Below are 21,445 nucleotides of genomic sequence, written 5' to 3'. Positions count from 1 at the left end.
ACATAAGGCCCGTGTGGCCGAATGCGCCTGTCGCACGACATATCACTCACGGTGCACGACGCTTCTATGCAGCAGCTGGCGAAGCCTGCGTCGGCCGGTCCGCGCTCGGGCGAAGCATTCGTAAACCCTGAGTTCTCGGTTTGACTGATGTACCTCCGTGCCTGATCTTATGACTGCTGCGCAGTCGGACGCAGGCTTCGCCAGCTGCTACACAGTCCCGTGCTAACCCCGCGGATGGTGCTTGGCGTGCAGGTCCTGCAAGCGCGCCCGGGCGACGTGGGTGTAGATCTGGGTCGTCGACAAATCGCTGTGGCCCAGCAGCATTTGCACCACCCGCAGGTCGGCGCCGTGGTTGAGCAGGTGCGTCGCGAAAGCGTGGCGCAARGTGTGCGGCGACAGCGACTTGCCGATCCCGGCRACCTTGGCCTGGTGCTTGATGCGATACCAGAAGGTCTGGCGGGTCATCTGTTCGCCGCGCAGGCTGGGGAACAGTACATCGCTGGGACGCCCGCCCAGCAACTCGCCACGGGCGTCGCGCATGTAGCGCTCGACCCAGACAATCGCCTCCTCCCCCATCGGTACCAGCCGCTCCTTGCTGCCCTTGCCCATCACCCTGAGCACGCCCTGGCGCAAATTGACCTGCTCCAGCGTCAGGCTGATCAGCTCCGTGACACGCAAACCACAGGCATAAAGCACTTCGAGCATGGCGCGATCACGCTGGCCGATGGCTTCGCTCAAATCCGGCGCCTTGAGCAAGGCTTCGACATCAGATTCCGACAGGGATTTAGGCAAAGGCCTACCCAGCTGCGGCATGTCGACGCGCAAGGTCGGATCGACCGCGATCAGTTTTTCCCGCAGCAAATAACGATAAAAGCCACGCACACCCGAGAGGAATCGCGCCGTGGAACGGGGTTTGTAGTTCTGTTCCAGACGCCAGGCCAAGTGATCGAGGATCAATTCACGGCCAGCGTTGATCAACTCCAGCCCTTTCTCCTGCAACCAGCCGTTGAACAGTGCCAAGTCGCTGCGATAGGCATGGCGGGTGTTATCGGAAAGGCCTTTCTCCAGCCACAGGGCGTCGAGGAACTGGTCTATCAAGGGATGATCGATGGCAGGCATGGGCACTCAAGACGCGCAACGTTGAAACGCGCATAAAAAATCAAAGTGGACTGTAGGAACGGCCGCTAGTCTTTCACAGCGCGTTACCTCAAGAAACAAGGGAATCACCATGAGCGAACAGCAGATCCTGTTGGCGTTTGGCGGCATTGGTGCGGCGGCATTGGGTTGCCAGTGGCTGGCCTGGCGCTTGAAGCTGCCAGCGATTCTGTTTCTGCTGTTGATCGGCATTCTTGTCGGGCCCGTATTGCACTGGCTCGATCCGCAGGAAATGTTCGGCCCCTTGCTGATGCCCTTGGTGTCCCTTGCGGTGGCGCTAATCCTGTTCGAAGGCAGTTTGACGCTACATCTATCGGAGTGGCGCCAGATCGGCAGCGTCGTCCATCGACTGGTGACGATCGGTGCACTCTCGACCTGGATAGTCATTTCCCTCACCTCGCACTGGCTGCTGGGTCTCGACTGGATGCTCGCCACCCTGTTTGGCAGCGTAACCCTGGTTACCGGTCCGACCGTTATCGTACCGATGCTGCGTGTCGTGCGCCCCAAGTCCTCGATCGCCAACATTCTGCGCTGGGAAGGCATTGCCATCGATCCAATCGGCGCACTGTTGGCGGTAGTCGTCTACAGCTTCATCATCGCCAGCGCCCAGGGTGACGGCCTGATGGAAAGCCTGCTCACCTTCGGCGGAGTGATCTTGTGCGGCACTCTGTTCGGCATCCTTGGCGGCTGGGTATTGGGCACCACCATTCGCCGGCACTGGCTACCCGAGTACTTGCACAACCTGGCGTCCCTGGCTGCGGTGTTGAGCATCTTCATCGCCGCCAATCAAATGATGAACGAATCCGGCCTTCTGGCGGTGACACTGATGGGCATGTGGCTGGCCAACATGAAGGGCGTGGATGTGCGGCAAATCCTGCACTTCAAGGAAAATCTCAGCGTCTTGCTGATTTCCGGGCTGTTCATTCTGCTGGCGGCGCGGCTGGACCTGAATGCCTTGATCGACCTCGGGCCGCTGGTACTGGTTCTGCTGCTGATCATTCAGCTCGTTGCCCGGCCATTCAACGTGCTGCTCTGCACGGCAGGCTCAAGCCTGAGCTGGCGCGAACGTGCGTTGCTGGCATGGATCGCTCCCCGTGGAATAGTCGCTGCAGCGGTATCGGCTGTTTTCGCCATTCGCCTGGATCAGGCAGGACACGAATCCGCCCTGTTGCTCGTGCCGCTGACCTTTGCCGTGATCATCGGCACCGTAGTGCTGCAAAGTGCGACAGCTCGGCCTTTAGCACGATTGCTGAAGGTCGCGGAGCCTGCGCCGAGCGGCTTTCTGATCGTCGGCGCCAATAGACCCGCGCGTATGCTGGGAAAAGCCCTGCAGCAACTGGGTAGCCGAGTGCTGCTGACCGATTCGAGCTGGGAGAACATTCGGGCGGCGCGAATGGAAGGTTTGCCGACCTATTTTGGCAACCCGGCATCACAACATGCCAATGCCCATCTGGATCTGGTAGGCCTTGGACATTTGCTGGCACTGTCGCCATCGGGCGAAACGAACACCCTGGCACTGATGCGTTTTCGTCATGACTTTGGTCATGAGCGGATGTTCGGTCTCGCGAGCGAACAGGAAAGCCGCCGCACCGACAAGCATCGGGCCAGTCTGGAGCATCGGGGCAACCAATTAGGCAGTGAGGCGCTGACTTATGAAAAAATTGCCAGCCAATTAAGTCAGAGTGCCGAGTTGCACAGCACAACATTGAAAGATGGCTTCGATTGGGACGATTACCGGGCGCTTCATGGGCATCGCGTGACTTTACTATTCATGCGTGATGACAGTGGCTGGGTGCATGTCGTCACGCCCGATAGCACGCACAAGCCTTCGGTGGGATGGACGTTGTTGGCGTTGATTCGAATGTGAGGCTAGCGGTGTCGAACCTGGACGCTGGCATAAATCGCAGGCAACAAAAAAGCAGCCCGTAGGCTGCTTTTTTTTGCATCGGAAGCTGGACTTAAGCCAGTTTTTCCTTGATGCGAGCTGCTTTACCGGACAGGTCACGCAGGTAGTACAGCTTGGCTTTACGTACGTCACCGCGACGTTTAACGGCCATGCTGTYGATTTGCGGGCTGTAGGTCTGGAAAGTACGCTCTACGCCAACACCGTTGGAGATTTTACGAACGGTGAAAGCACTGTTTACGCCGCGGTTACGCTTGGCGATAACAACACCTTCGAACGCTTGCAGACGCGAACGGTCGCCTTCCTTCACTTTCACCTGAACGACAATGGTGTCGCCCGGGGCAAAGGTAGGGATCTCTTTGGTCATCTGCTCTGCTTCGAGTGCAAGGATGATTTTGTTAGTCATGCTGTGCTCCTAAGGTAAATCAACGGACTTACCATCGATACGTTGTTAACTATCGTCCCGCTCGCGGATGTATTCCTCGAGCAGCTTCTTCTCTTCTCCAGAAAGCGAGCGGCTTTCCAGAAGATCGGCGCGTCGTTCAAAGGTCCTACCAAGGGACTGCTGTAAACGCCAACGCCGGATATGCGCGTGATTGCCACTTAGCAACACGTCGGGAACACGCTGATCCGCATACACCTCCGGTCGGGTGTAGTGCGGGCAATCCAGCAGACCATCCGTAAAGGAATCTTCCTCGGCGGAGTCCGCATGCCCTAAAGCTCCAGGCAGCAGTCGTGTAACCGCATCGATCAGGACCATCGCCGGCAGCTCGCCGCCAGACAGTACATAGTCGCCAATCGACCACTCTTCATCGACATGAGCTTCAATAAATCGCTCGTCAATGCCTTCATAGCGGCCGGCAATCAGGATCAATGCATCCAGATTCGCCAACTCGCGCACCGCCGACTGAGTCAGTTGACGGCCTTGGGGGGACAGGTAAATTACCTTCGCCGCCTCCCCGGCTGCTGCCTTGGCCTGAACCAGTGCATCTTCCAGGGGCTTGATCTTCATCACCATGCCCGGACCACCGCCAAATGGGCGATCATCCACAGTGTGATGTCGATCCGTCGTGTAGTCTCGCGGGTTCCAACAGGTGAGCTGCAAGAGCCCCTGTTTCACCGCCCGACTGGTGATGCCGTACTCGCTGATGGCGGAGAACATCTCGGGAAACAAACTGATCACTTCTACGCGCAAGTTAGCCACGCTTAGAAGTCCGCGTCCCAATCCACCTTCATCTCGCCTGCGGCCAGATCGACAGCCAACACGCATTGCTCCGTATAGGGCAACAGGCGTTCGCGATCATCCAGGCTGCCAGCGCAAGGCTTGACCACCATTACATCATTGGCGCCGGTTTCCAGAAGATGATCGATTTTCCCGAGCAATTGCCCGAGTTGATCAATAACCTTCAGACCTTCCAGCTGGTACCAGTAGTACTCGCCGTCGATCAATTCAGGGAACAGGTTGCGCGGCACACAGATCTCATAACCGGCCAGAAGACGGGCTTCTTCGCGATCATCAAGACCCTTGAGCTTTGCGACCAGGAACTTGTCGTTCCCACGTCCACTGACCAGCTCGACCTGTTTCACATTGCCTTCGCGCTTGAGCGTCCAGGTTTTGTACTGCAACAGGTTTTCTGTCGGATCAGTAAAGGAATACACCTTCACTTCGCCGCGAACGCCATGAACCGAATAAATTTTGCCAATAACGATCAAATCATCAGCAACAGCTGGCGTCGCGTTCATATTGCTCAGGCCGCAGCCTTAGCCGAGTCCTTCAACAACTGAGCAACACGCTCAGAAGGTTGTGCACCAACGCTCAGCCAGTAGGCTACGCGCTCTTGGTTCACGGACAGACGGACTTCTTGACCACGAGCAACTGGGTTGAAGAAACCAACCTGTTCCTTGTGCGAACCGTCGCGCGGGTTGCGGCTGTCGGTTACGGTCAAGTGGTAAAACGGGCGCTTTTTGGAGCCGCCAAGGGCAAGACGGATTGTTAGCATGTGAACATCGTTCCTGTAGTCGGTGCTGCAAATCTAAAGGCACAGCGGGCATAGGTGCCCGAAAGGCCGCATATTCTAAGGAATATCCGGACTTTTGCAAATGTCTTTTTCCGGCGGCCTATCGGACGCCATCCAGATTTGCTATAGAGCCGTCGTTGAAAACGGCCAGTCAGCTCCCGCCAAGTGCGGGTTTGCTGGAGATCCCGCTTCCTTGCGGGTCTGCGCCGGTGCGATGACCGGCGCGGATTCTTTACATTTTCGGCATGCCGCCGCCGGGCAACATACCGCCCATGCCGCGCATCATTTTGGCCATTCCGCCTTTGGCGGAGAATTTCTTCATCATCTTCTGCATCTGCTTGTGTTGCTTGATCAAGCGACCGATGTCCTGCACCTGAGTACCGGAACCCATGGCAATCCGGCGTTTGCGCGAACCGCTGATCACATCAGGGTCACGGCGCTCGGCCGGGGTCATGGAGTTGATGATGGCTTCCATCTGCTTGAATTGCTTTTCTGCCGCACCCTGGGCGTTGCCCATTTGCGCCAAGTTCACGCCGCCCATGTTCGGCAGCTTGTCCATGAGACCGCCGAGGCCGCCCATGTTTTTCATTTGTTGCAACTGATCGCGGAAGTCTTCGAGGTCGAAGCCCTTGCCCTTCTTCAGTTTCTTGGCCAGTTTGTCGGCCTTGTCCTTGTCGAGGGTCGCTTCGGCCTGTTCGATCAGGCTGAGCACGTCGCCCATGCCGAGGATGCGCGAAGCAATACGCTCCGGGTGGAACGGATCAAGCGCTTCGCTCTTCTCGCCCATACCGATGAACTTGATCGGCTTGCCGGTGATGGCACGAACCGACAGGGCGGCACCGCCACGGGCATCGCCGTCGACCTTGGTCAGGATCACGCCGGTCAGCGGCAGTGCATCACCAAACGCCTTGGCGGTATTGGCGGCGTCCTGGCCGGTCATGGCGTCAACCACGAACAGGGTTTCGACCGGGTTGATCGCGGCGTGCAGCGCCTTGATCTCGCCCATCATCTCTTCGTCGATGTGCAAACGACCGGCGGTATCGACGATGACCACGTCGATGAATTTCAGTTTCGCTTCTTTAATAGCCGCTTGTGCGATGTCGACCGGCTTCTGGCTCAGGTCAGACGGGAAGAAGGTAACACCGACTTCACCCGCAAGCATTTCCAGCTGTTTGATTGCCGCCGGACGGTAGACGTCCGCGGACACGACCATGACCGACTTCTTCTTGCGCTCTTTAAGGAAGCGCGCAAGTTTACCGGCGGTGGTGGTTTTACCCGCGCCCTGCAAACCGGCCATCAGGATCACGGCAGGTGGAACGGCGCTCAGGTTCAGGTCTTCGTTGGCCGCACCCATCAGGCTTTCGAGCTCGGCCTGGACGATCTTCACAAAGGCCTGGCCCGGCGTCAGGCTGCGCGACACCTCGGTGCCGACAGCGCGTTCCTTGACCGAATTGACGAAGTCTTTGACCACTGGCAAGGCGACGTCGGCTTCGAGCAACGCCATGCGCACTTCACGCAGGGTGTCTTTGATGTTGTCTTCGGTCAGCTTGGCCTTGCCGGTGACATGGCGCAGCGTCTGCGAGAGACGGTCGGTTAAGTTTTCAAACATTGCGCGATCCTTTCAGGCCCTGTGTAGACCGGGATAATGGCGGCCCAGACCGGAATAAACATGTGCTCGGCGAGCCTGCGGCGTGGGCAGGTCGCGGATTATAGCGAAGACTGCGTCTGGCGGACACCTCACACTTTCGTGCGGCGGGGGTTCTATGCCAAACTCACCGACTTTCGGGCTTGCCTAACAGGATTTATGCTCCCCTTGTCACCCAGTTTGCTTACTACTCTCGCCGCCGCCTGCTTATATGCCGCTGCGACTCTTTATCAGGGCTCTCGTCTGGCCACTGGCGCCAAGGCGAACAAGCGCCTGCTGGTCACGCTTGGCGTGCTGGCCGTCCTGGCTCACAGTGCCAGCCTGTTCACCTACCTGCTGACGCCGATCGGTCTGGGCCTGGACTTTTTCAGCGCCGCCAGTCTGATTGCCGCTGCAGTCATCGCGCTGACCCTGCTGGCCTGCTCGCGGATCCCGGTGGAAAACCTGCTGATATTGCTGTTCCCACTGGGGGCCGCGACCGTGCTGCTGGCGCAGTTCGCCCCGGCCGGCACCGTACAGATCATCGACGAAGAGCCTGGCATCCTCGCCCATATTCTCTTGTCGATCCTCGCTTACGGCATGTTCACCATTGCGGTGTTCCAGGCGTTACTACTGCTGGTTCAAGACCATCAGCTCAAGCACAAGCATCCGTCAGGGCTGATCAAGAACTTCCCGCCACTGCAAACCATGGAAAGCCTGCTGTTCGGTTTCCTGTGGGCCGGCTGGACCCTGCTATCGTTGTCGTTGATCTCCGGCTGGCTGTTTGTCGACAACCTGTTCGCCCAGCATCTGGTGCATAAAACCCTGCTGGCATGCCTGGCCTGGTGCGTCTTCAGTGTGCTGCTATGGGGACGCAGTCGTCTCGGCTGGCGCGGACACAAGGCAATTCGCTGGACCCTGGCCGGTTTCTGCCTGCTGATGCTGGCGTATTTYGGCAGCAAGCTGGTTCGTGAATACATCCTGCATATCTGACGAGCGGCATTAATGGAAGACTTKCCCATAGGGCCGATGCTCGCAGTATTGGCCCTGCTGATTTTATGGTCGGGGCTGTTTACCGCCATCGAAGTGGCACAACAGCAGTTGCTGGCCCAACGGACTGCCTCGCGCTCCAGCGACAAACCGGTGGCGAAGCTGAGCTTCCCACTCAACAGCCTGATTTTCTGCAATACCCTGTGCCGGGCACTGGTCATGGTCATCAGCACGTTGCTGGCGATTTTCACCTGGGCAGGAAACGGCCCATGGATCGCCTGCCTCAGCGCCGGCGCCGCGCTGCTGGTGTTCGCCGACTACCTGCCGCGCACCCTCGCCTCTCGCTACCCTGACGCCGTGCTGAACCTGGGCAATTCCTTGCTCGGCGCGCCACTGAAAATCATCTACCCGGCTGCCTGGCTGCTCAATGGTTTCAGCCAATTGCTGATGCGACCGTTCGCCCGCAAAGTCAAAGTGGTGCAGCAGAGCGAAGACGAAACGCCGACGGATCGGCACGACGATCACGACCACGGCGCCTGCCGCCCGCACCCACTGTCCGGCATCCACGCGCTGGACAACATCACGGTCAACGATATTCTGGTGCCACGCAGCGACGTCGACGGCATCAACCTCGACGACCCGATTGAAGAGATCATCGAGCAGTTGCGCCACAACAAACGCACGCGTCTGCCGGTATTCCACAGCGACATCAACCAGGTCGAAGCGGTGCTCAACACCCGGCACATCCGCCATTTGCTACCCGATGCCAGCCTGACGATGGAAGCGCTGATGGCGGCCAGCCATGACCCTTATTTCGTCCCGGAAAGCACCCCGCTGCAGCTGCAATTACTGAATTTTCACAAGCAGCAACGGCGTTTGGGCATGGTGGTCGACGAGTACGGCGAAGTACTCGGAATCGTCACCCTGGAAGACATTCTTGAAGAAATCGTCGGCGAATTCGAAAGCCAGCACAGCTTGGACAACCCGCACATCCACCCGCAAGCCGACGGGCGCCTGGTGATCGAGGGTGCGGCGTCGATTCGCGAGCTGAACAAGAGCCTGGGCTGGCATCTGCCCAGTGATGGTCCGAAAACCCTTAACGGGTTGGTGACCGAGGCCCTTGAGACGATTCCGGACAGTGCGGTATGCCTGAAAATCGGTCGCTATCGTCTGGAGATTCTGGAAACGGAAGACAACCGCGTCAAGCGGGTGCTGATCTGGCATACCAGCTCAGTGCCAGCCATCATCTAAGCTCCCCCCGATCGCCCCCTGTAGCAGCTGCCGAAGGCTGCTACAAGGATTGGCGCTTGTCTGATCGTTAGGCACCTTCCTATAATCGGGACGCTTACCCAAGCCCCGCCTCACCCCAGTGCTACCCGCACTCCGCTTCAAAACCCACATCCCTGGGTGTTCGACCATAATAATTCGCTCCACTGGGGCACATGACTGTCAGGGATAACCGCATGACAACCAGCACGACATACACCGAAACCACGCCCGCACAACCGACGAACTCCGCCACCCGGGTGGCCACCGCGAGTTTCATCGGCACTGCCATCGAGTTTTACGACTTCTACGTTTATGCCACTGCGGCCGCATTGGTGATCGGGCCGGTGTTCTTCCCGCAGACTTCCGGCACCGCGCAAATGCTGTCGGCATTCCTCACCTTCGGTATCGCCTTTCTTGCGCGGCCACTGGGCTCAGCGCTTTTCGGCCACTTCGGTGACCGTATCGGGCGAAAATCGACACTCGTGGCCTCGCTGCTGCTGATGGGCGTCTGCACCACGTTGATCGGCGTGCTGCCGGGTTACGACAGCATTGGCGCCTGGGCGCCGATCCTGCTTTGCGTGCTGCGCTTCGGCCAAGGCCTGGGACTGGGCGGTGAATGGGGTGGCGCAGCGCTGCTGGCCACCGAGAACGCCCCCAAAGGCAAACGCGCCTGGTTTGGCATGTTCCCGCAACTTGGCCCTTCGATTGGCTTTCTGGCGGCAAACGGTCTGTTCCTGACCCTCGCCATGACGCTGAATGACGAACAATTCCGCTCATGGGGCTGGCGAATTCCGTTCCTGCTCAGCGCCGTACTGGTGATGGTCGGGTTGTACGTGCGCCTCAAGCTGCACGAAACCCCGGTATTCGCCAATGCCATGGCCCGTCAGGAACGAGTGAAGATCCCGTTGGTCGAGCTGTTCAGCCAGTACTGGGCGCCGATGCTGCTGGGCGCCGGCTCGATGGTGGTGTGCTATGCACTGTTCTACATCTCGACGGTGTTTTCGCTGAGTTATGGCGTGTCGACCCTCGGCTACACCCGTGAAACCTTCCTCGCCTTACTGTGCTTCGCGGTGCTGTTCATGGCCGCGGCAACGCCACTGTCGGCGTGGGCCAGCGACCGTTATGGACGCAAACCGGTGCTGATCATCGGTGGCGTGCTGGCGATTCTGTCCGGGTTCTTGATGGAACCGCTACTGACCCAAGGTTCGACCTGGGGTGTGGCGCTGTTCCTGTGCATCGAATTGTTTCTGATGGGCGTGACGTTTGCGCCGATGGGTGCGTTGTTGCCGGAGCTGTTCCCGACTCACGTTCGCTATACCGGAGCATCGGCTGCGTACAACCTGGGCGGGATCGTCGGGGCCTCGGCGGCGCCGTTCTTCGCGCAGAAGCTGGTGGCGATGGGCGGCCTGAGTTATGTCGGCGGGTATGTCTCGGTGGCGGCAGTGCTGAGCTTGATTGCGGTGCTGTGCCTGAAGGAGACCCGCAATAACGATCTGAATCGGGTGGCCTGACAGACTGCTATCGCGAGCAGGCTCGCTCCCACATGGATCACACCGAACCTGTGGGAGCGAGCCTGCTCGCGATGGGCGCGACTCGGTTTACAGCTCGACTACGACAGCCTGAGCAGCACGGGTAGCCTTGGCACGAGCCAATTCAATCGACTCATCCCGCGCCAACGCCACACCCATCCGGCGCTGACCGTTCACCTCTGGTTTGCCAAACAGACGCAACGCCGTGTCCGGCTCGCTCAACGCAGCACCCAGGTTGGCGAAAGCAGTCTGGGTCGACTGCCCTTCCACCAGAATCACCGCTGAAGCCGAAGGCCCGAACTGACGGATCAACGGAATCGGCAGACCCAGAATCGCCCGCGCGTGCAGCGCGAATTGCGACAGGTCCTGGGAAATCAGGGTCACCAGGCCAGTGTCATGCGGGCGCGGCGAGACTTCGCTGAACCACACCTGGTCACCTTTGATGAACAACTCGACGCCAAACAGACCACGACCGCCCAACGCCTCGGTGACCGCCTTGGCCACGCGCTCGGACTCAGCCAAAGCAATCGGGCTCATGGCTTGTGGCTGCCAGGATTCCTGATAGTCGCCCTTCTCCTGACGGTGACCGACCGGCGCGCAGAAGGTGGTACCACCGACGTGACGCACGGTCAGCAGGGTGATTTCGTAGTCGAAGTCGATGAAACCTTCAACGATCACCCGCCCTTTACCGGCACGACCGCCTTCTTGCGCGTAGTCCCACGCAGTTTTGACGTCATCGGCGCTGCGCAACAGGCTTTGGCCTTTGCCCGAGGAACTCATCACCGGCTTGACCACACACGGGAAGCCGAGGTCTTCGACGGCTTTGCTGTAATCCTCGAAAGTATCGGCGAAGTGGTACGGCGAGGTCGGCAGGTCCAGCTCTTCGGCGGCCAGGCGACGGATGCCTTCTCGGTTCATGGTCAGCTGTGCAGCCCGCGCGGTCGGAATCACGGTGAAGCCTTCGGCTTCCAGTTCGACCAGGGTGGCGGTGGCGATGGCTTCGATTTCCGGCACGATGAAATGCGGCTTCTCGGCTTCGATCACCGCACGCAAGGCGGCGCCGTCGAGCATGTTGATCACATGGCTGCGATGGGCGACTTGCATGGCCGGCGCGTTGGCGTAACGATCCACGGCAATCACTTCAACGCCCAGGCGTTGCAGCTCGATCACCACTTCCTTACCCAACTCGCCACAGCCACACAGCAATACGCGGGTCGCGGTTGGCGACAATGGAGTTCCGATACGGGTCATCTCAGGTCCTCAAGAAGCGGATCATCGAGGGATGCGCCATGCGCGCTTCCCATGGGGAGAAAGCGCGGCATTTTACATGAACCGAGGGGTTTGGCTCAGCTGACGACGGCCTGTTTGCGCAAGCGCCAGGCCATGATCAGCCACACGGCGGTCACACCAGCGAACTTCGAACCCATGGCGGTGAGGATCACACCCGGGGTGAAGGCATCGATCATGCCGAAGAAAATGAAGGTATCGAGGGGAATGCTCAGCGCCGAACTTATCCACAGGCGGTCGTGCAACGGGCGTTTGGTGATGCTGAACACCAGCCAGTCGATGCACTCGGACACCGCGAACGCCGTGGCGCTGGCCAACGCGATGGATGGATCGGAAGTGACGTAGGACAGCACCAGCGCGGCCAGCATTGCCGCGATGGCGCCGTGGCCGAAGCGGGTCTGCACCATGTCGCGGAGCACGAACACCAATCCACCCCAGGCCGACCAGATGATGTCCAAGTGCGGGGCGGTGGAAAAGGCGTAGTTGATCAGCACGACGCTGCTGATGTAGGCGATCAGAAAGAACATGGGACAGGGGAATACCTGTCAATTTTGTGCACAGACTACTTCAGCCCCGCCCCAACCACCAAACCCGGACACGACCTCTGTAGCAGCTGCCGAAGGCTGCGTCCGGCTGCGCAGCAGTCGTAAACCCTGAGAACGCGGTTTGCCTGAAAAACCGAAGTGCCTGATTTTGCGACTGCTGCGCAGCCGGACGCAGSCTKCGSCAGCTGCTACAGGTCCGGGGTTTTGCCAATCATCCAGAGCAACCCGCTGGATTTGGCACGTTCATGACACAAACCCAACACCTTGCGGCGCTCTTCGTTGTCCATTCGGCTCCAGCGGGTAATCTCTTCCACCGTACGCTGACATCCGGTGCAAATGTCATCATCGTCCAACGCGCAAATATTCACACAGGGCGAGAGCACCGGCCGCTCAGTGGTGTTCATTCTTCCTGCTCGACCAGATCACGGGCATAGCGCTGCGAGTTATGCACATAGTGGGCAGCGCTGGCTTCCAGCATCTTCTTCTGCTGCTCGGTCAATTCACGCACCACTTTGCCCGGCGAGCCCATGACCAGCGAACCGTCAGGAATTTCCTTGCCTTCGCCGATCAGCGAATTGGCGCCGATGATGCAGTTTTTGCCAATTTTCGCGCCGTTCAGAATGACCGCGTTTATACCGATCAAGCTGTAATCACCCACGGTGCAGCCATGCAGCATAGCGTTGTGGCCAATGGTCACGCCGGTGCCGATGGTCAGCGGGTAGCCCATGTCGGTGTGCATTACCGTGCCATCCTGAACGTTGCTGTTCTTGCCGATCAGGATCAGTTCGTTGTCGCCCCGCAGCACGGCGTTGAACCAGACATTGGCGCCCTCTTCCAGTTTGACCTTGCCCACCAGCACGGCATTGGGTGCGACCCAGCTCTGCGGATGGGTTTCGACGCGGGCGTCGCCCAAGCGATATTTCATTCTTGTTGTCCTCAAGKCCAGGCAGGCTCATACAAAGCACGGTTGACGCCATACGAACGATGGCTTCAGGTATTGATAAAACTCTTGGGCGGTTGATGCAGGCTGATTTTCGCGTCATAGAGCAGATTGATCAACTCGACAATCATAATCGCCGTCAGGCCCCAGATTTTGTATTCGCCATAACGATAACTCGGCACGTACCAGCTACGGCCCTGGTAATCGATGCGATGGGTGTGTTCACGCGGGTCCTTGCGGAAAAATTCCAGCGGCACGCTAAAGACGGCAGCGATCTCGGCATCGTTGGCCCGATACTCGACAAAATCCGGAATCACCCCGACATAAGGCGTGACCTTGATGCCGTGCAATGAGATCAGCGGGCTAAGCGGGCCGATCACTTCAACCAGACCCGGCGGCAAGCCGATTTCTTCTTCGGCCTCACGTAGCGCGGTGAAAATCAGGTCGGGGTCCTCGGGATCGCGACGACCGCCGGGAAAGGCCACTTCACCGCCATGGGTCGAGAGCCCGCTGGCGCGCAGGGTCAGAACCAGTTCCGGTTCATCACTGCGAGTGATGGGCACCAGGACCGCGGCCTCTGGGAAACGCTTGTCGGTTTCCAGTGTGCGTGGAGTGTGGTTGCTTACTCGATGCAGTAGCTCGTCCAGCATGAGACTTCTCGATTTATTCGCTACTTTGCATCATGCACCAATCGAACCGACCGCCCAACCCCATAACCACTGCATGTCGCTAAACGACAACTTGCCGACAGACACCGCTGCACGCCAAGATAGGCGCAGCATTCAGGAACCCAAGCATGAAATTTTGCAGTCAGTGCGGCAACCCGGTGAACCAGCGAATCCCCGAAGGCGATTCGCGCCTGCGATTTGTCTGCGACAGTTGCCATACGATTCACTATCAGAACCCCAACATCGTCGCCGGCTGTGTCGCAACCTGGGGCTCGAAAGTGTTGCTGTGTCGGCGTGCCATCGAGCCACGGCTCGGTTATTGGACCCTGCCTGCCGGCTTCATGGAAAACGGTGAAACCATCGAGCAGGCGGCCATTCGAGAGACCGCCGAAGAAGCCTGCGCCCGGGTACGCAACCTGAGCATCTATACGTTGATCGACGTGCCGCATATCAGTCAGGTGCATGTATTCTTTCGCGCGGAACTGGCGGACCTGGACTTTTGCGCCGGCCCAGAGAGCCTGGAAGTGCAGCTTTTCGAAGAAGCCGACATCCCTTGGTCCGACCTGGCTTTCCGCACGGTGGGCCGTACCCTAGAATGCTTCTTTGCTGACCGGAGGACCGAGGTCTACCCGGTGCGGTCCGAATCGATCCCGCCACTTGCTCAGCTTGCCATCACTTAAAAACATCTATAACTAAAATAGCCGACACCTCTAGGGATATCGTTTCAATGCGCTGGTTGTTTGCCGTTTTTTGCTTGTCGTTCGTTGCCATGTCACAGGCTTCCGTTGCGGAACCCCTGAATGGCAGAGTCATCGAAAAAATCCTGGTCCTGAAATCCGCCCACCAAATGCAACTGATCAACGACGGCAAGCCGCTCAAGACCTATCGCATATCCCTGGGCAAGCATCCCCAAGGCCCAAAATTGATGGAGGGCGATAAGCGCACGCCAGAAGGCCTCTATTGGGTGGACTGGCGCAAGGTCAGCGACCGCTTCAACCTGGCGATGCACATCTCCTACCCGAACATCAGCGACTCCGCCCGTTCGCGCCGAGAGGGTGTCGATCCCGGTGGCATGATCATGATCCACGGTACGCCGGATACCGAGGAAAACCCTGAATCCCTGTTCCATACCCTGGACTGGACCGACGGCTGCATCGCCATGCGCAACATGGACATGCGCGAAGTCTGGAACCTGGTGCCGGACGGCACGATGATTGAAATCCGCCCGTAACTCTCCCGGCTTTGGCCAACAGGCTTTTGTGGCTGACATAGATCCCATGTGGGAGCGACGGTGCGACGATTCGACCTGCTCGCGAATGCGGTGTGTCATTCAGCTGATAAGTAGACTGATCTCCCGCTTTCGCGAGCAGGCTCGCTCCCACAGTTTTGAGCTGTGGACATTCATACAATTGCAGGCAAAAAAAACCCGCTGAACGCGAATTCAGCGGGTTTTTCATTTCAGCGGCGAAAGAATCAAAAATCCTCCAATCGCCACACCTCGTAAGCCGGTGTTTCATAGGGATGACTCTGCTTCAGAGCCACCACCACAGAGCGAATCAACTCATCGCTGACCACCAGTTCAACCTTCCACTCCTCAACCTGTTCGACCCGCCCCGCTTCGCCAATGAACGGCTGACTGCCGTCCAACGGACGAAACTGGCCGAGGCCGAGCACTTGCCAGGCGCATTGGTCGTAGGCGCCGATCCGTCCGCAACCGGCGGCGAATACGGCACTTTTGACCTGTTCCACATGACTGGCCGGAACAAAAAAGGAAAGCTTATACATAGCCCTCAGTTCACCACTCTTAATTAACCCAAAGGCGAGCGTTACGGAACATACGCATCCACGGCGCGTCTTCGTTCCAGTCTTCCGAACGCCAGGAGTTCTGCACGGCGCGAAACACACGTTCCGGGTGCGGCATCATGATCGTTACGCGACCGTCGCGACTGGTCAAACCGGTGATCCCGCGCGGCGAGCCGTTCGGGTTGGCCGGGTATTTTTCCGTGACCTTGCCGTGGTTGTCGACGAAACGCATCGCCACGCAACCCGACAGATCGGCTTCCAGCAACGCTTCTTCGCTGGCGAACTCGGCATGACCTTCACCGTGTGCGATGGCGATTGGCATGCGCGAACCGGCCATGCCTTGCAGGAAAATCGAGTTCGACTCCTGGACCTGAACCATTGCCACGCGCGCTTCGAACTGCTCGGAGCGGTTACGCACGAAGTGCGGCCAGAATTCGCTGCCCGGAATCAGCTCGTGCAGGTTGGACATCATCTGGCAACCGTTGCACACGCCGAGGGTGAAGCTGTCGTTACGTTCGAAGAAGCCCTGGAACGCATCGCGGGCGCGGCTGTTGAACAGTGCGGACTTGGCCCAGCCTTCGCCGGCACCCAGTACGTCGCCGTAGGAGAAACCACCGCACGCCACCAGACCTTTGAACTCGTTCAGGTCGACACGGCCGGCCAGAATGTCACTCATGTGCACGTCGATTGCGTTGAAACCGGCGCGATCGAACGCGGCCGCCATTTCCACCTGACCGTTGACGCCCTGCTCACGCAGAACGGCAACCTGTGGGCGGATGCCTTTTTTGATGTAAGGCGCGGCGACGTCCTGGTTGACGTCGAAGCTGAGCTTGACGCTCAGGCCCGGGTTGTCTTCTTCCAGCAGCACGTCGAACTCTTGTTCGGCGCAATCAGCGTTGTCACGCAGACGCTGGATCTGGTAGCTGGTTTCAGCCCACTGACGCTGCAGCAGACGACGCTGACCTTCGAATACGGTTTCGCCGTTGAAGGTGATGTTGATCTGGCCGTTGTTCATCGGCTGACCGATCACCGACACGCACTCGCCCAGACCGGCAGCGCTGAACTGCGCGAGGATGTCCGGCGTAGCGTCCTGACGAACCTGAATCACGGCGCCCAGTTCTTCGTTGAACAGGATCGCGGCGATGTCGGCGGAGGTTTCCGCCAGACCGTCGAGGTTCAGGCTCAGGCCGCAATGGCCGGCGAAGGCCATTTCCACCACGCTGGTCAGCAGACCACCGTCGGAACGGTCGTGGTACGCCAGCAGGTGACCGTCGGCATTCAGGCCCTGGATCACCGCAAAGAAGGCTTTGAGGTCTTCGGAATCATCAACGTCCGGCGCTTGCGAGCCGAGCTTGCCGTGCACCTGGGCCAGGATCGAGGCGCCCATGCGGTTTTGGCCACGGCCCAGATCGATCAGGACCAGGTCGGTGGTGCCCTTGTCCATGCGCAGTTCCGGGGTCAGGGTCTGACGGATGTCAGCCACTGGCGCGAAACCGGTCACGATCAGGGACATCGGCGAGGTCACGGTCTTGTCGACGCCTTCGTCGTTCCAGCGCGTGGCCATGGACATGGAGTCCTTGCCCACCGGAATGGTAATGCCCAGCTCAGGGCACAGTTCCATGCCGACCGCTTTCACGGTGTCGTACAGACGCGCGTCTTCACCCGGGTGACCGGCAGCGGACATCCAGTTCGCCGACAGTTTGATGTCGGAGATCTTGTTGATGCGCGAAGCCGCGATGTTGGTCAAGGTTTCGCCGATGGCCATGCGGCCCGACGCCCGAGCGTCCAGCAGAGCCAGCGGAGTGCGCTCGCCCATGGCCATGGCTTCACCTGTGTACACGTCGAAGCTGGTGGCGGTGACGGCAACGTCGGCTACCGGAACCTGCCACGGGCCAACCATTTGGTCACGGGCCACGAGGCCGGTGATGGTGCGGTCGCCGATGGTGATCAGGAAGCTTTTGCTCGCAACAGCCGGGTGATGCAGAACGCGCTCTACGCAATCTGCAATCTCAAGCGTCGAAGGATCGAAATCGTCGCCCAGTTCGTTTTCACGAACGGCCGAACGGTGCATGCGCGGGGCTTTGCCCAGCAGCACTTCCAGCGGCATGTCCACCGGGCTGTTGCCGAAGTGGCTGTCGGTGACCGTCAGTTGCGGCTCGGCAGTGGCTTCGCCGACCACGGCGAACGGGCAACGCTCGCGCTCGCAGATCGCCTGGAAGCGTTCGAAGTCGGCCGGGCCGACTGCCAGAACGTAGCGCTCCTGGGATTCGTTACTCCAGATTTCGTGCGGGGCCATGCCCGGCTCGTCGTTTGGAATGTTGCGCAATTCGAAGCGGCCACCACGGTTGCCATCGTTGACCAGTTCCGGGAAGGCGTTGGACAGACCGCCCGCGCCGACGTCGTGGATGAAGCTGATCGGGTTTTTATCACCCAACTGCCAGCAACGGTCGATGACTTCCTGGCAGCGGCGTTCCATCTCTGGGTTTTCGCGCTGAACGGAAGCGAAGTCCAGGTCGGCCGAGCTGGTGCCGGTGGCCATGGAGGAAGCTGCGCCGCCACCCAGACCGATCAGCATCGCCGGGCCACCGAGCACGATCAGCTTGGAGCCGACGGTGATCTCGCCTTTTTGTACGTGTTCGGCACGGATGTTACCCATGCCGCCGGCCAGCATGATCGGCTTGTGGTAACCGCGAACTTCGTCGCCACGCGGGGTGGTGATCGACTGTTCGAAGGTACGGAAATAGCCGGTCAGGGCCGGACGACCGAATTCGTTGTTGAACGCGGCGCCACCCAATGGGCCTTCAATCATGATGTCCAGCGCAGTGACGATGCGCTCAGGCTTGCCGTACGGCACTTCCCACGGCTGTTCGAAGCCCGGGATTTGCAGGTTGGACACGGTGAAACCGGTCAGTCCAGCCTTGGGCTTGGCGCCACGGCCGGTCGCGCCTTCGTCACGAATCTCGCCGCCACTGCCGGTGGATGCGCCCGGGAACGGGGCAATCGCAGTCGGGTGGTTGTGGGTTTCGACTTTCATCAGGATGTGCACCGGTTCCTGTACCGCGCCGTACTGGCGGGTTTCAGGGTCCGGGAAGAAACGACCGGCGACGTTACCGACGATCACCGAAGCGTTGTCCTTATAAGCCGACAGAACGCCTTCGCTATGCATCACGTAGGTGTTCTTGATCATGCCGAACAGACTTTTTTCCTGGCTCTGACCGTCGATATCCCAACTGGCGTTGAAGATCTTGTGACGGCAGTGCTCGGAGTTCGCCTGGGCGAACATCATCAGTTCGATGTCGTGCGGGTTGCGCTTCAAGCCGACAAAGGCGTTGACCAGATAGTCGATTTCGTCTTCGGCCAGGGCCAGGCCCAGTTCGGTGTTGGCTTTTTCCAGCGCGGCGCGACCGCCACCCAGCACGTCGATCGCGGTCAGCGGCTTCGGTTCGGCATGGCTGAACAGGCCGGCGGCCTGTTCGAGGTTGGCCAGAACGATCTGCGTCATGCGGTCGTGCAGGGTGTCGGAAATCAGCTGCGCTTCGGCGTCGCTGAACTGGCCGGCGACGTAGAATGCGATGCCGCGCTCCAGGCGCTGGATTTTGCTCAGGCCACAGTTGCGGGCAATGTCGCTCGCTTTACTGGACCACGGCGAAATGGTGCCGAAACGCGGCAACACCAGGAACAGACGACCGGTCGGCTCTTGTACAGGAACACTTGGGCCGTACTTCAGAAGGCGCGCGAGCACCTGCTGTTCGTCGCCGGTCAGGACGCCGGTAACTTCGGCGAAGTGAGCGAATTCAGCATACAAGCCGCTGACAGCCGGAACCTTCTGGCTCAGTTGCTCAAGGAGTTTGCTGTGGCGAAAGGCAGAAAGGGCAGGAGCGCCGCGCAGGATCAACATCTTCGGGACAGCCTCGGGAGGGGTGTGCTTTGAGGCCGTGCATTCTAGCCTAAACCGCCCGCGACATCACCCGAAACGGTACGGGCGGCTGCACCCAAGTGTCGGACCGGGGATCCGGGCCTGAGAAGCTCGCTCAAAAAGGCTTATTTTTTCTGTCACGAAATGCTGTTCGGGCCCATTCCTGCGGGCTCCGGCGCGCTTTTCAAGCGCCTAGCAGACAAGCCCTTCGCTGTCGAGATATGGCGCTCGTGGTCCTTTGCGTATACTGCGCAGATGTTTTCCCCAACGGCTTTGCGTCCGCGGTACGCCAAATGGCTGATCGCAACCGGACTCTTCCTGATGCTCAATGGCTGTGTTGATGAACCCAACACGCTGGAGCGCGTAAAGGAGGATGGCGTGCTGCGCGTGGTCACGCGAAACAGCCCCGCCACCTACTTTCAGGATCGCAACGGTGAAACCGGCTTCGAATACGAGCTGGTGAAACGCTTCGCCGAGGATCTGGGGGTGGAGCTCAAGATCGAGACCGCCGACAACCTCGACGACCTGTACAACCAGGTCGGCAAGCCTAACGGCCCGGTACTGGCTGCGGCCGGCCTGGTCGGCAGCGAAGAACGTAAAAAGCAGGTCAGGTTTTCCCACTCCTACCTGGACGTCACCCCCCAGATCATCTACCGCAACGGCCAATCGCGGCCAACCGACGCCGGTGATCTGGTCGGCAAGAAGATCATGGTGCTCAAAGGCAGCACCCACGCCGAACAGTTGGCAGAGCTGAAAAAGAAATACCCCGGCATTGAGTATGAAGAATCCGACGCGGTTGAAGTCGTCGACCTGCTGCGCATGGTCGATGAAGGCCAGATCGATCTGACCCTGGTCGACTCCAATGAAGTCGCGATGAACCAGGTGTACTTCACCAACATACGGGTCGCCTTCGACCTCGGCGACGCCAGCAACCAGAGCTGGGTCGTGGCCGCTGGCGAAGACACCAGCCTGCTGAACGAAATCAACGACTACCTCGACAAGGTGCAGAAAAACGGCACCCTGCAGCGCCTAAAAGACCGCTATTACGGGCATGTCGATGTACTCGGCTACATGGGCGCCACCACCTTCGCCCAGCACCTGCAACAACGCCTGCCCAAGTACGAACAGCACTTCAAGGCCTACGCCAAGAAAGAAAAAGTCGACTGGCGCCTGCTGGCCGCGATCGGCTATCAGGAATCGTTGTGGCAACCGGCGGTCACGTCCAAGACCGGCGTGCGCGGCCTGATGATGCTGACCCAGAACACGGCACAGGCGATGGGTGTCTCCAACCGCCTCGACCCCAAGCAAAGCATCATGGGTGGGGCCAAGTACCTGGCCTATATCAAGGATCAACTGGACGAGTCGATTCAGGAGCCGGATCGCACCTGGTTTGCCCTGGCGGCGTACAACGTCGGCACCGGTCACCTGGATGACGCGCGCAAACTGGCGAAGAAGGAAGGTCTGAACCCGGACAAGTGGCTGGACGTGAAGAAAATGCTCCCGCGACTGTCCGAAAAGAAGTGGTACAGCAAGACGCGTTATGGCTATGCCCGTGGCGGCGAGCCGGTGCATTTTGTGGCGAACATCCGTCGTTACTACGACATCCTGACGTGGGTCACGCAGCCACAGCTTGAGGGTGACCAGGTGGCCGAGGGTAACCTGCATGTGCCGGGGATCGACAAGTCGAAACCAGCTCAAGAACCCGCGCCGCTCTAAAACCCACCACGTAATTAATGTGGGAGCGGGCTTGCTCGCGAAAGCGGTTCAACATTCAACATTTATGTCGACTGTTACACCG

20 protein-coding genes are annotated in these 21,445 nt (G+C 59.2%); 7 read left to right on the top strand and 13 right to left on the bottom strand.

Going from position 1 to position 21,445, the window contains the following annotated elements; all coding sequences use genetic code 11:
- Positions 1-222: 222 nt before the first annotated feature.
- Positions 223-1,119, bottom strand: a complete 897-nt coding sequence (gene xerD, locus AC1DSG_RS13300; RefSeq protein WP_477791288.1) for a site-specific tyrosine recombinase XerD — start codon at positions 1,117-1,119, stop codon at positions 223-225.
- A 109-nt stretch (positions 1,120-1,228) separates the two neighbouring features.
- Between xerD and AC1DSG_RS13295 the strand changes: the two genes are divergently transcribed.
- Positions 1,229-3,022, top strand: a complete 1,794-nt coding sequence (locus AC1DSG_RS13295; RefSeq protein WP_477791287.1) for a cation:proton antiporter — start codon at positions 1,229-1,231, stop codon at positions 3,020-3,022.
- 91 nt (positions 3,023-3,113) lie between these two features.
- Here the strand turns inward: AC1DSG_RS13295 and rplS are convergent, their stop codons facing one another.
- From rplS to ffh, 5 genes are all read right to left on the bottom strand, one after another.
- Complete coding sequence (gene rplS / locus AC1DSG_RS13290; protein WP_477791286.1) at positions 3,114-3,464, bottom strand: 50S ribosomal protein L19; 351 nt, start codon at positions 3,462-3,464, stop codon at positions 3,114-3,116.
- A 45-nt stretch (positions 3,465-3,509) separates the two neighbouring features.
- The gene (gene trmD / locus AC1DSG_RS13285; RefSeq protein ID WP_010463006.1) at positions 3,510-4,262 is read right to left on the bottom strand and encodes a tRNA (guanosine(37)-N1)-methyltransferase TrmD; all 753 of its coding nucleotides are present in this window, start codon (positions 4,260-4,262) and stop codon (positions 3,510-3,512) included.
- Positions 4,263-4,264: 2 nt separating this feature from the next.
- Positions 4,265-4,801 carry a ribosome maturation factor RimM gene (gene rimM / locus AC1DSG_RS13280; RefSeq protein WP_477791285.1) on the bottom strand — a complete coding sequence of 179 codons (537 nt, stop codon included), beginning with the start codon at positions 4,799-4,801 and terminating at the stop codon, positions 4,265-4,267.
- Positions 4,802-4,806: 5 nt separating this feature from the next.
- Positions 4,807-5,058: a 30S ribosomal protein S16 gene (gene rpsP, locus AC1DSG_RS13275; RefSeq protein WP_045059142.1), complete on the bottom strand. Its 252-nt coding sequence runs from the start codon at positions 5,056-5,058 to the stop codon at positions 4,807-4,809.
- A 250-nt stretch (positions 5,059-5,308) separates the two neighbouring features.
- Positions 5,309-6,685: a signal recognition particle protein gene (ffh, locus tag AC1DSG_RS13270; protein WP_007944871.1), complete on the bottom strand. Its 1,377-nt coding sequence runs from the start codon at positions 6,683-6,685 to the stop codon at positions 5,309-5,311.
- Positions 6,686-6,880: 195 nt separating this feature from the next.
- Between ffh and AC1DSG_RS13265 the strand changes: the two genes are divergently transcribed.
- From AC1DSG_RS13265 to AC1DSG_RS13255, 3 genes are all read left to right on the top strand, one after another.
- The gene (locus AC1DSG_RS13265; protein ID WP_477791284.1) at positions 6,881-7,693 is read left to right on the top strand and encodes a cytochrome C assembly family protein; all 813 of its coding nucleotides are present in this window, start codon (positions 6,881-6,883) and stop codon (positions 7,691-7,693) included.
- A 12-nt stretch (positions 7,694-7,705) separates the two neighbouring features.
- Complete coding sequence (locus AC1DSG_RS13260; RefSeq protein ID WP_477791283.1) at positions 7,706-8,941, top strand: transporter associated domain-containing protein; 1,236 nt, start codon at positions 7,706-7,708, stop codon at positions 8,939-8,941.
- Positions 8,942-9,153: 212 nt separating this feature from the next.
- Positions 9,154-10,470: an MFS transporter gene (locus AC1DSG_RS13255; RefSeq protein ID WP_477791282.1), complete on the top strand. Its 1,317-nt coding sequence runs from the start codon at positions 9,154-9,156 to the stop codon at positions 10,468-10,470.
- A gap of 87 nt (positions 10,471-10,557) precedes the next feature.
- Here AC1DSG_RS13255 and purT read toward each other — a convergent pair whose 3' ends face one another.
- The 5 genes from purT to AC1DSG_RS13230 all read right to left on the bottom strand — a co-directional run bounded on the left by purT (position 10,558) and on the right by AC1DSG_RS13230 (position 13,910).
- Complete coding sequence (gene purT, locus AC1DSG_RS13250) at positions 10,558-11,739, bottom strand: formate-dependent phosphoribosylglycinamide formyltransferase (RefSeq protein WP_477791281.1); 1,182 nt, start codon at positions 11,737-11,739, stop codon at positions 10,558-10,560.
- 95 nt (positions 11,740-11,834) lie between these two features.
- Complete coding sequence (locus AC1DSG_RS13245) at positions 11,835-12,302, bottom strand: preQ0 transporter (protein ID WP_477791280.1); 468 nt, start codon at positions 12,300-12,302, stop codon at positions 11,835-11,837.
- A gap of 206 nt (positions 12,303-12,508) precedes the next feature.
- Entirely contained in the window at positions 12,509-12,724 is a 216-nt protein-coding gene (locus AC1DSG_RS13240; protein ID WP_477791279.1) for a DUF1289 domain-containing protein, read from the bottom strand.
- Positions 12,721-13,245, bottom strand: a complete 525-nt coding sequence (locus AC1DSG_RS13235) for a gamma carbonic anhydrase family protein (RefSeq protein ID WP_007944857.1) — start codon at positions 13,243-13,245, stop codon at positions 12,721-12,723. Before AC1DSG_RS13235 ends, AC1DSG_RS13240 begins: the two co-directional genes overlap by 4 nt.
- Positions 13,246-13,310: 65 nt before the next feature.
- Positions 13,311-13,910 carry a CoA pyrophosphatase gene (locus AC1DSG_RS13230; protein WP_007944856.1) on the bottom strand — a complete coding sequence of 200 codons (600 nt, stop codon included), beginning with the start codon at positions 13,908-13,910 and terminating at the stop codon, positions 13,311-13,313.
- Between the two features lie 146 nt (positions 13,911-14,056).
- Between AC1DSG_RS13230 and AC1DSG_RS13225 the strand changes: the two genes are divergently transcribed.
- Together AC1DSG_RS13225 and AC1DSG_RS13220 are read left to right on the top strand one after the other, a co-directional pair.
- Positions 14,057-14,608, top strand: a complete 552-nt coding sequence (locus tag AC1DSG_RS13225; RefSeq protein WP_477791278.1) for an NUDIX hydrolase — start codon at positions 14,057-14,059, stop codon at positions 14,606-14,608.
- A 47-nt stretch (positions 14,609-14,655) separates the two neighbouring features.
- Complete coding sequence (locus AC1DSG_RS13220) at positions 14,656-15,159, top strand: L,D-transpeptidase family protein (RefSeq protein WP_477791277.1); 504 nt, start codon at positions 14,656-14,658, stop codon at positions 15,157-15,159.
- Between the two features lie 242 nt (positions 15,160-15,401).
- Here AC1DSG_RS13220 and AC1DSG_RS13215 read toward each other — a convergent pair whose 3' ends face one another.
- Both AC1DSG_RS13215 and purL read right to left on the bottom strand, forming a co-directional pair.
- Complete coding sequence (locus AC1DSG_RS13215) at positions 15,402-15,713, bottom strand: NGG1p interacting factor NIF3 (RefSeq protein WP_477791276.1); 312 nt, start codon at positions 15,711-15,713, stop codon at positions 15,402-15,404.
- A gap of 19 nt (positions 15,714-15,732) precedes the next feature.
- On the bottom strand, positions 15,733-19,629 hold the full coding sequence (purL, locus tag AC1DSG_RS13210) for a phosphoribosylformylglycinamidine synthase (protein ID WP_477791275.1): 3,897 nt from the start codon (positions 19,627-19,629) through the stop codon (positions 15,733-15,735).
- Positions 19,630-19,902: 273 nt separating this feature from the next.
- Between purL and mltF the strand changes: the two genes are divergently transcribed.
- A complete protein-coding gene (gene mltF, locus AC1DSG_RS13205; protein WP_477791274.1) occupies positions 19,903-21,363 on the top strand; it encodes a membrane-bound lytic murein transglycosylase MltF in 1,461 nt (486 codons plus the stop codon).
- Positions 21,364-21,445 lie beyond the last annotated feature (82 nt).

It is taken from the genome of Pseudomonas sp. P5_A12 (assembly GCF_056400685.1).
The sequence above is the reverse complement of the archived record's forward strand: the minus strand, read 5'-3'. Positions and strand labels throughout refer to the sequence as shown.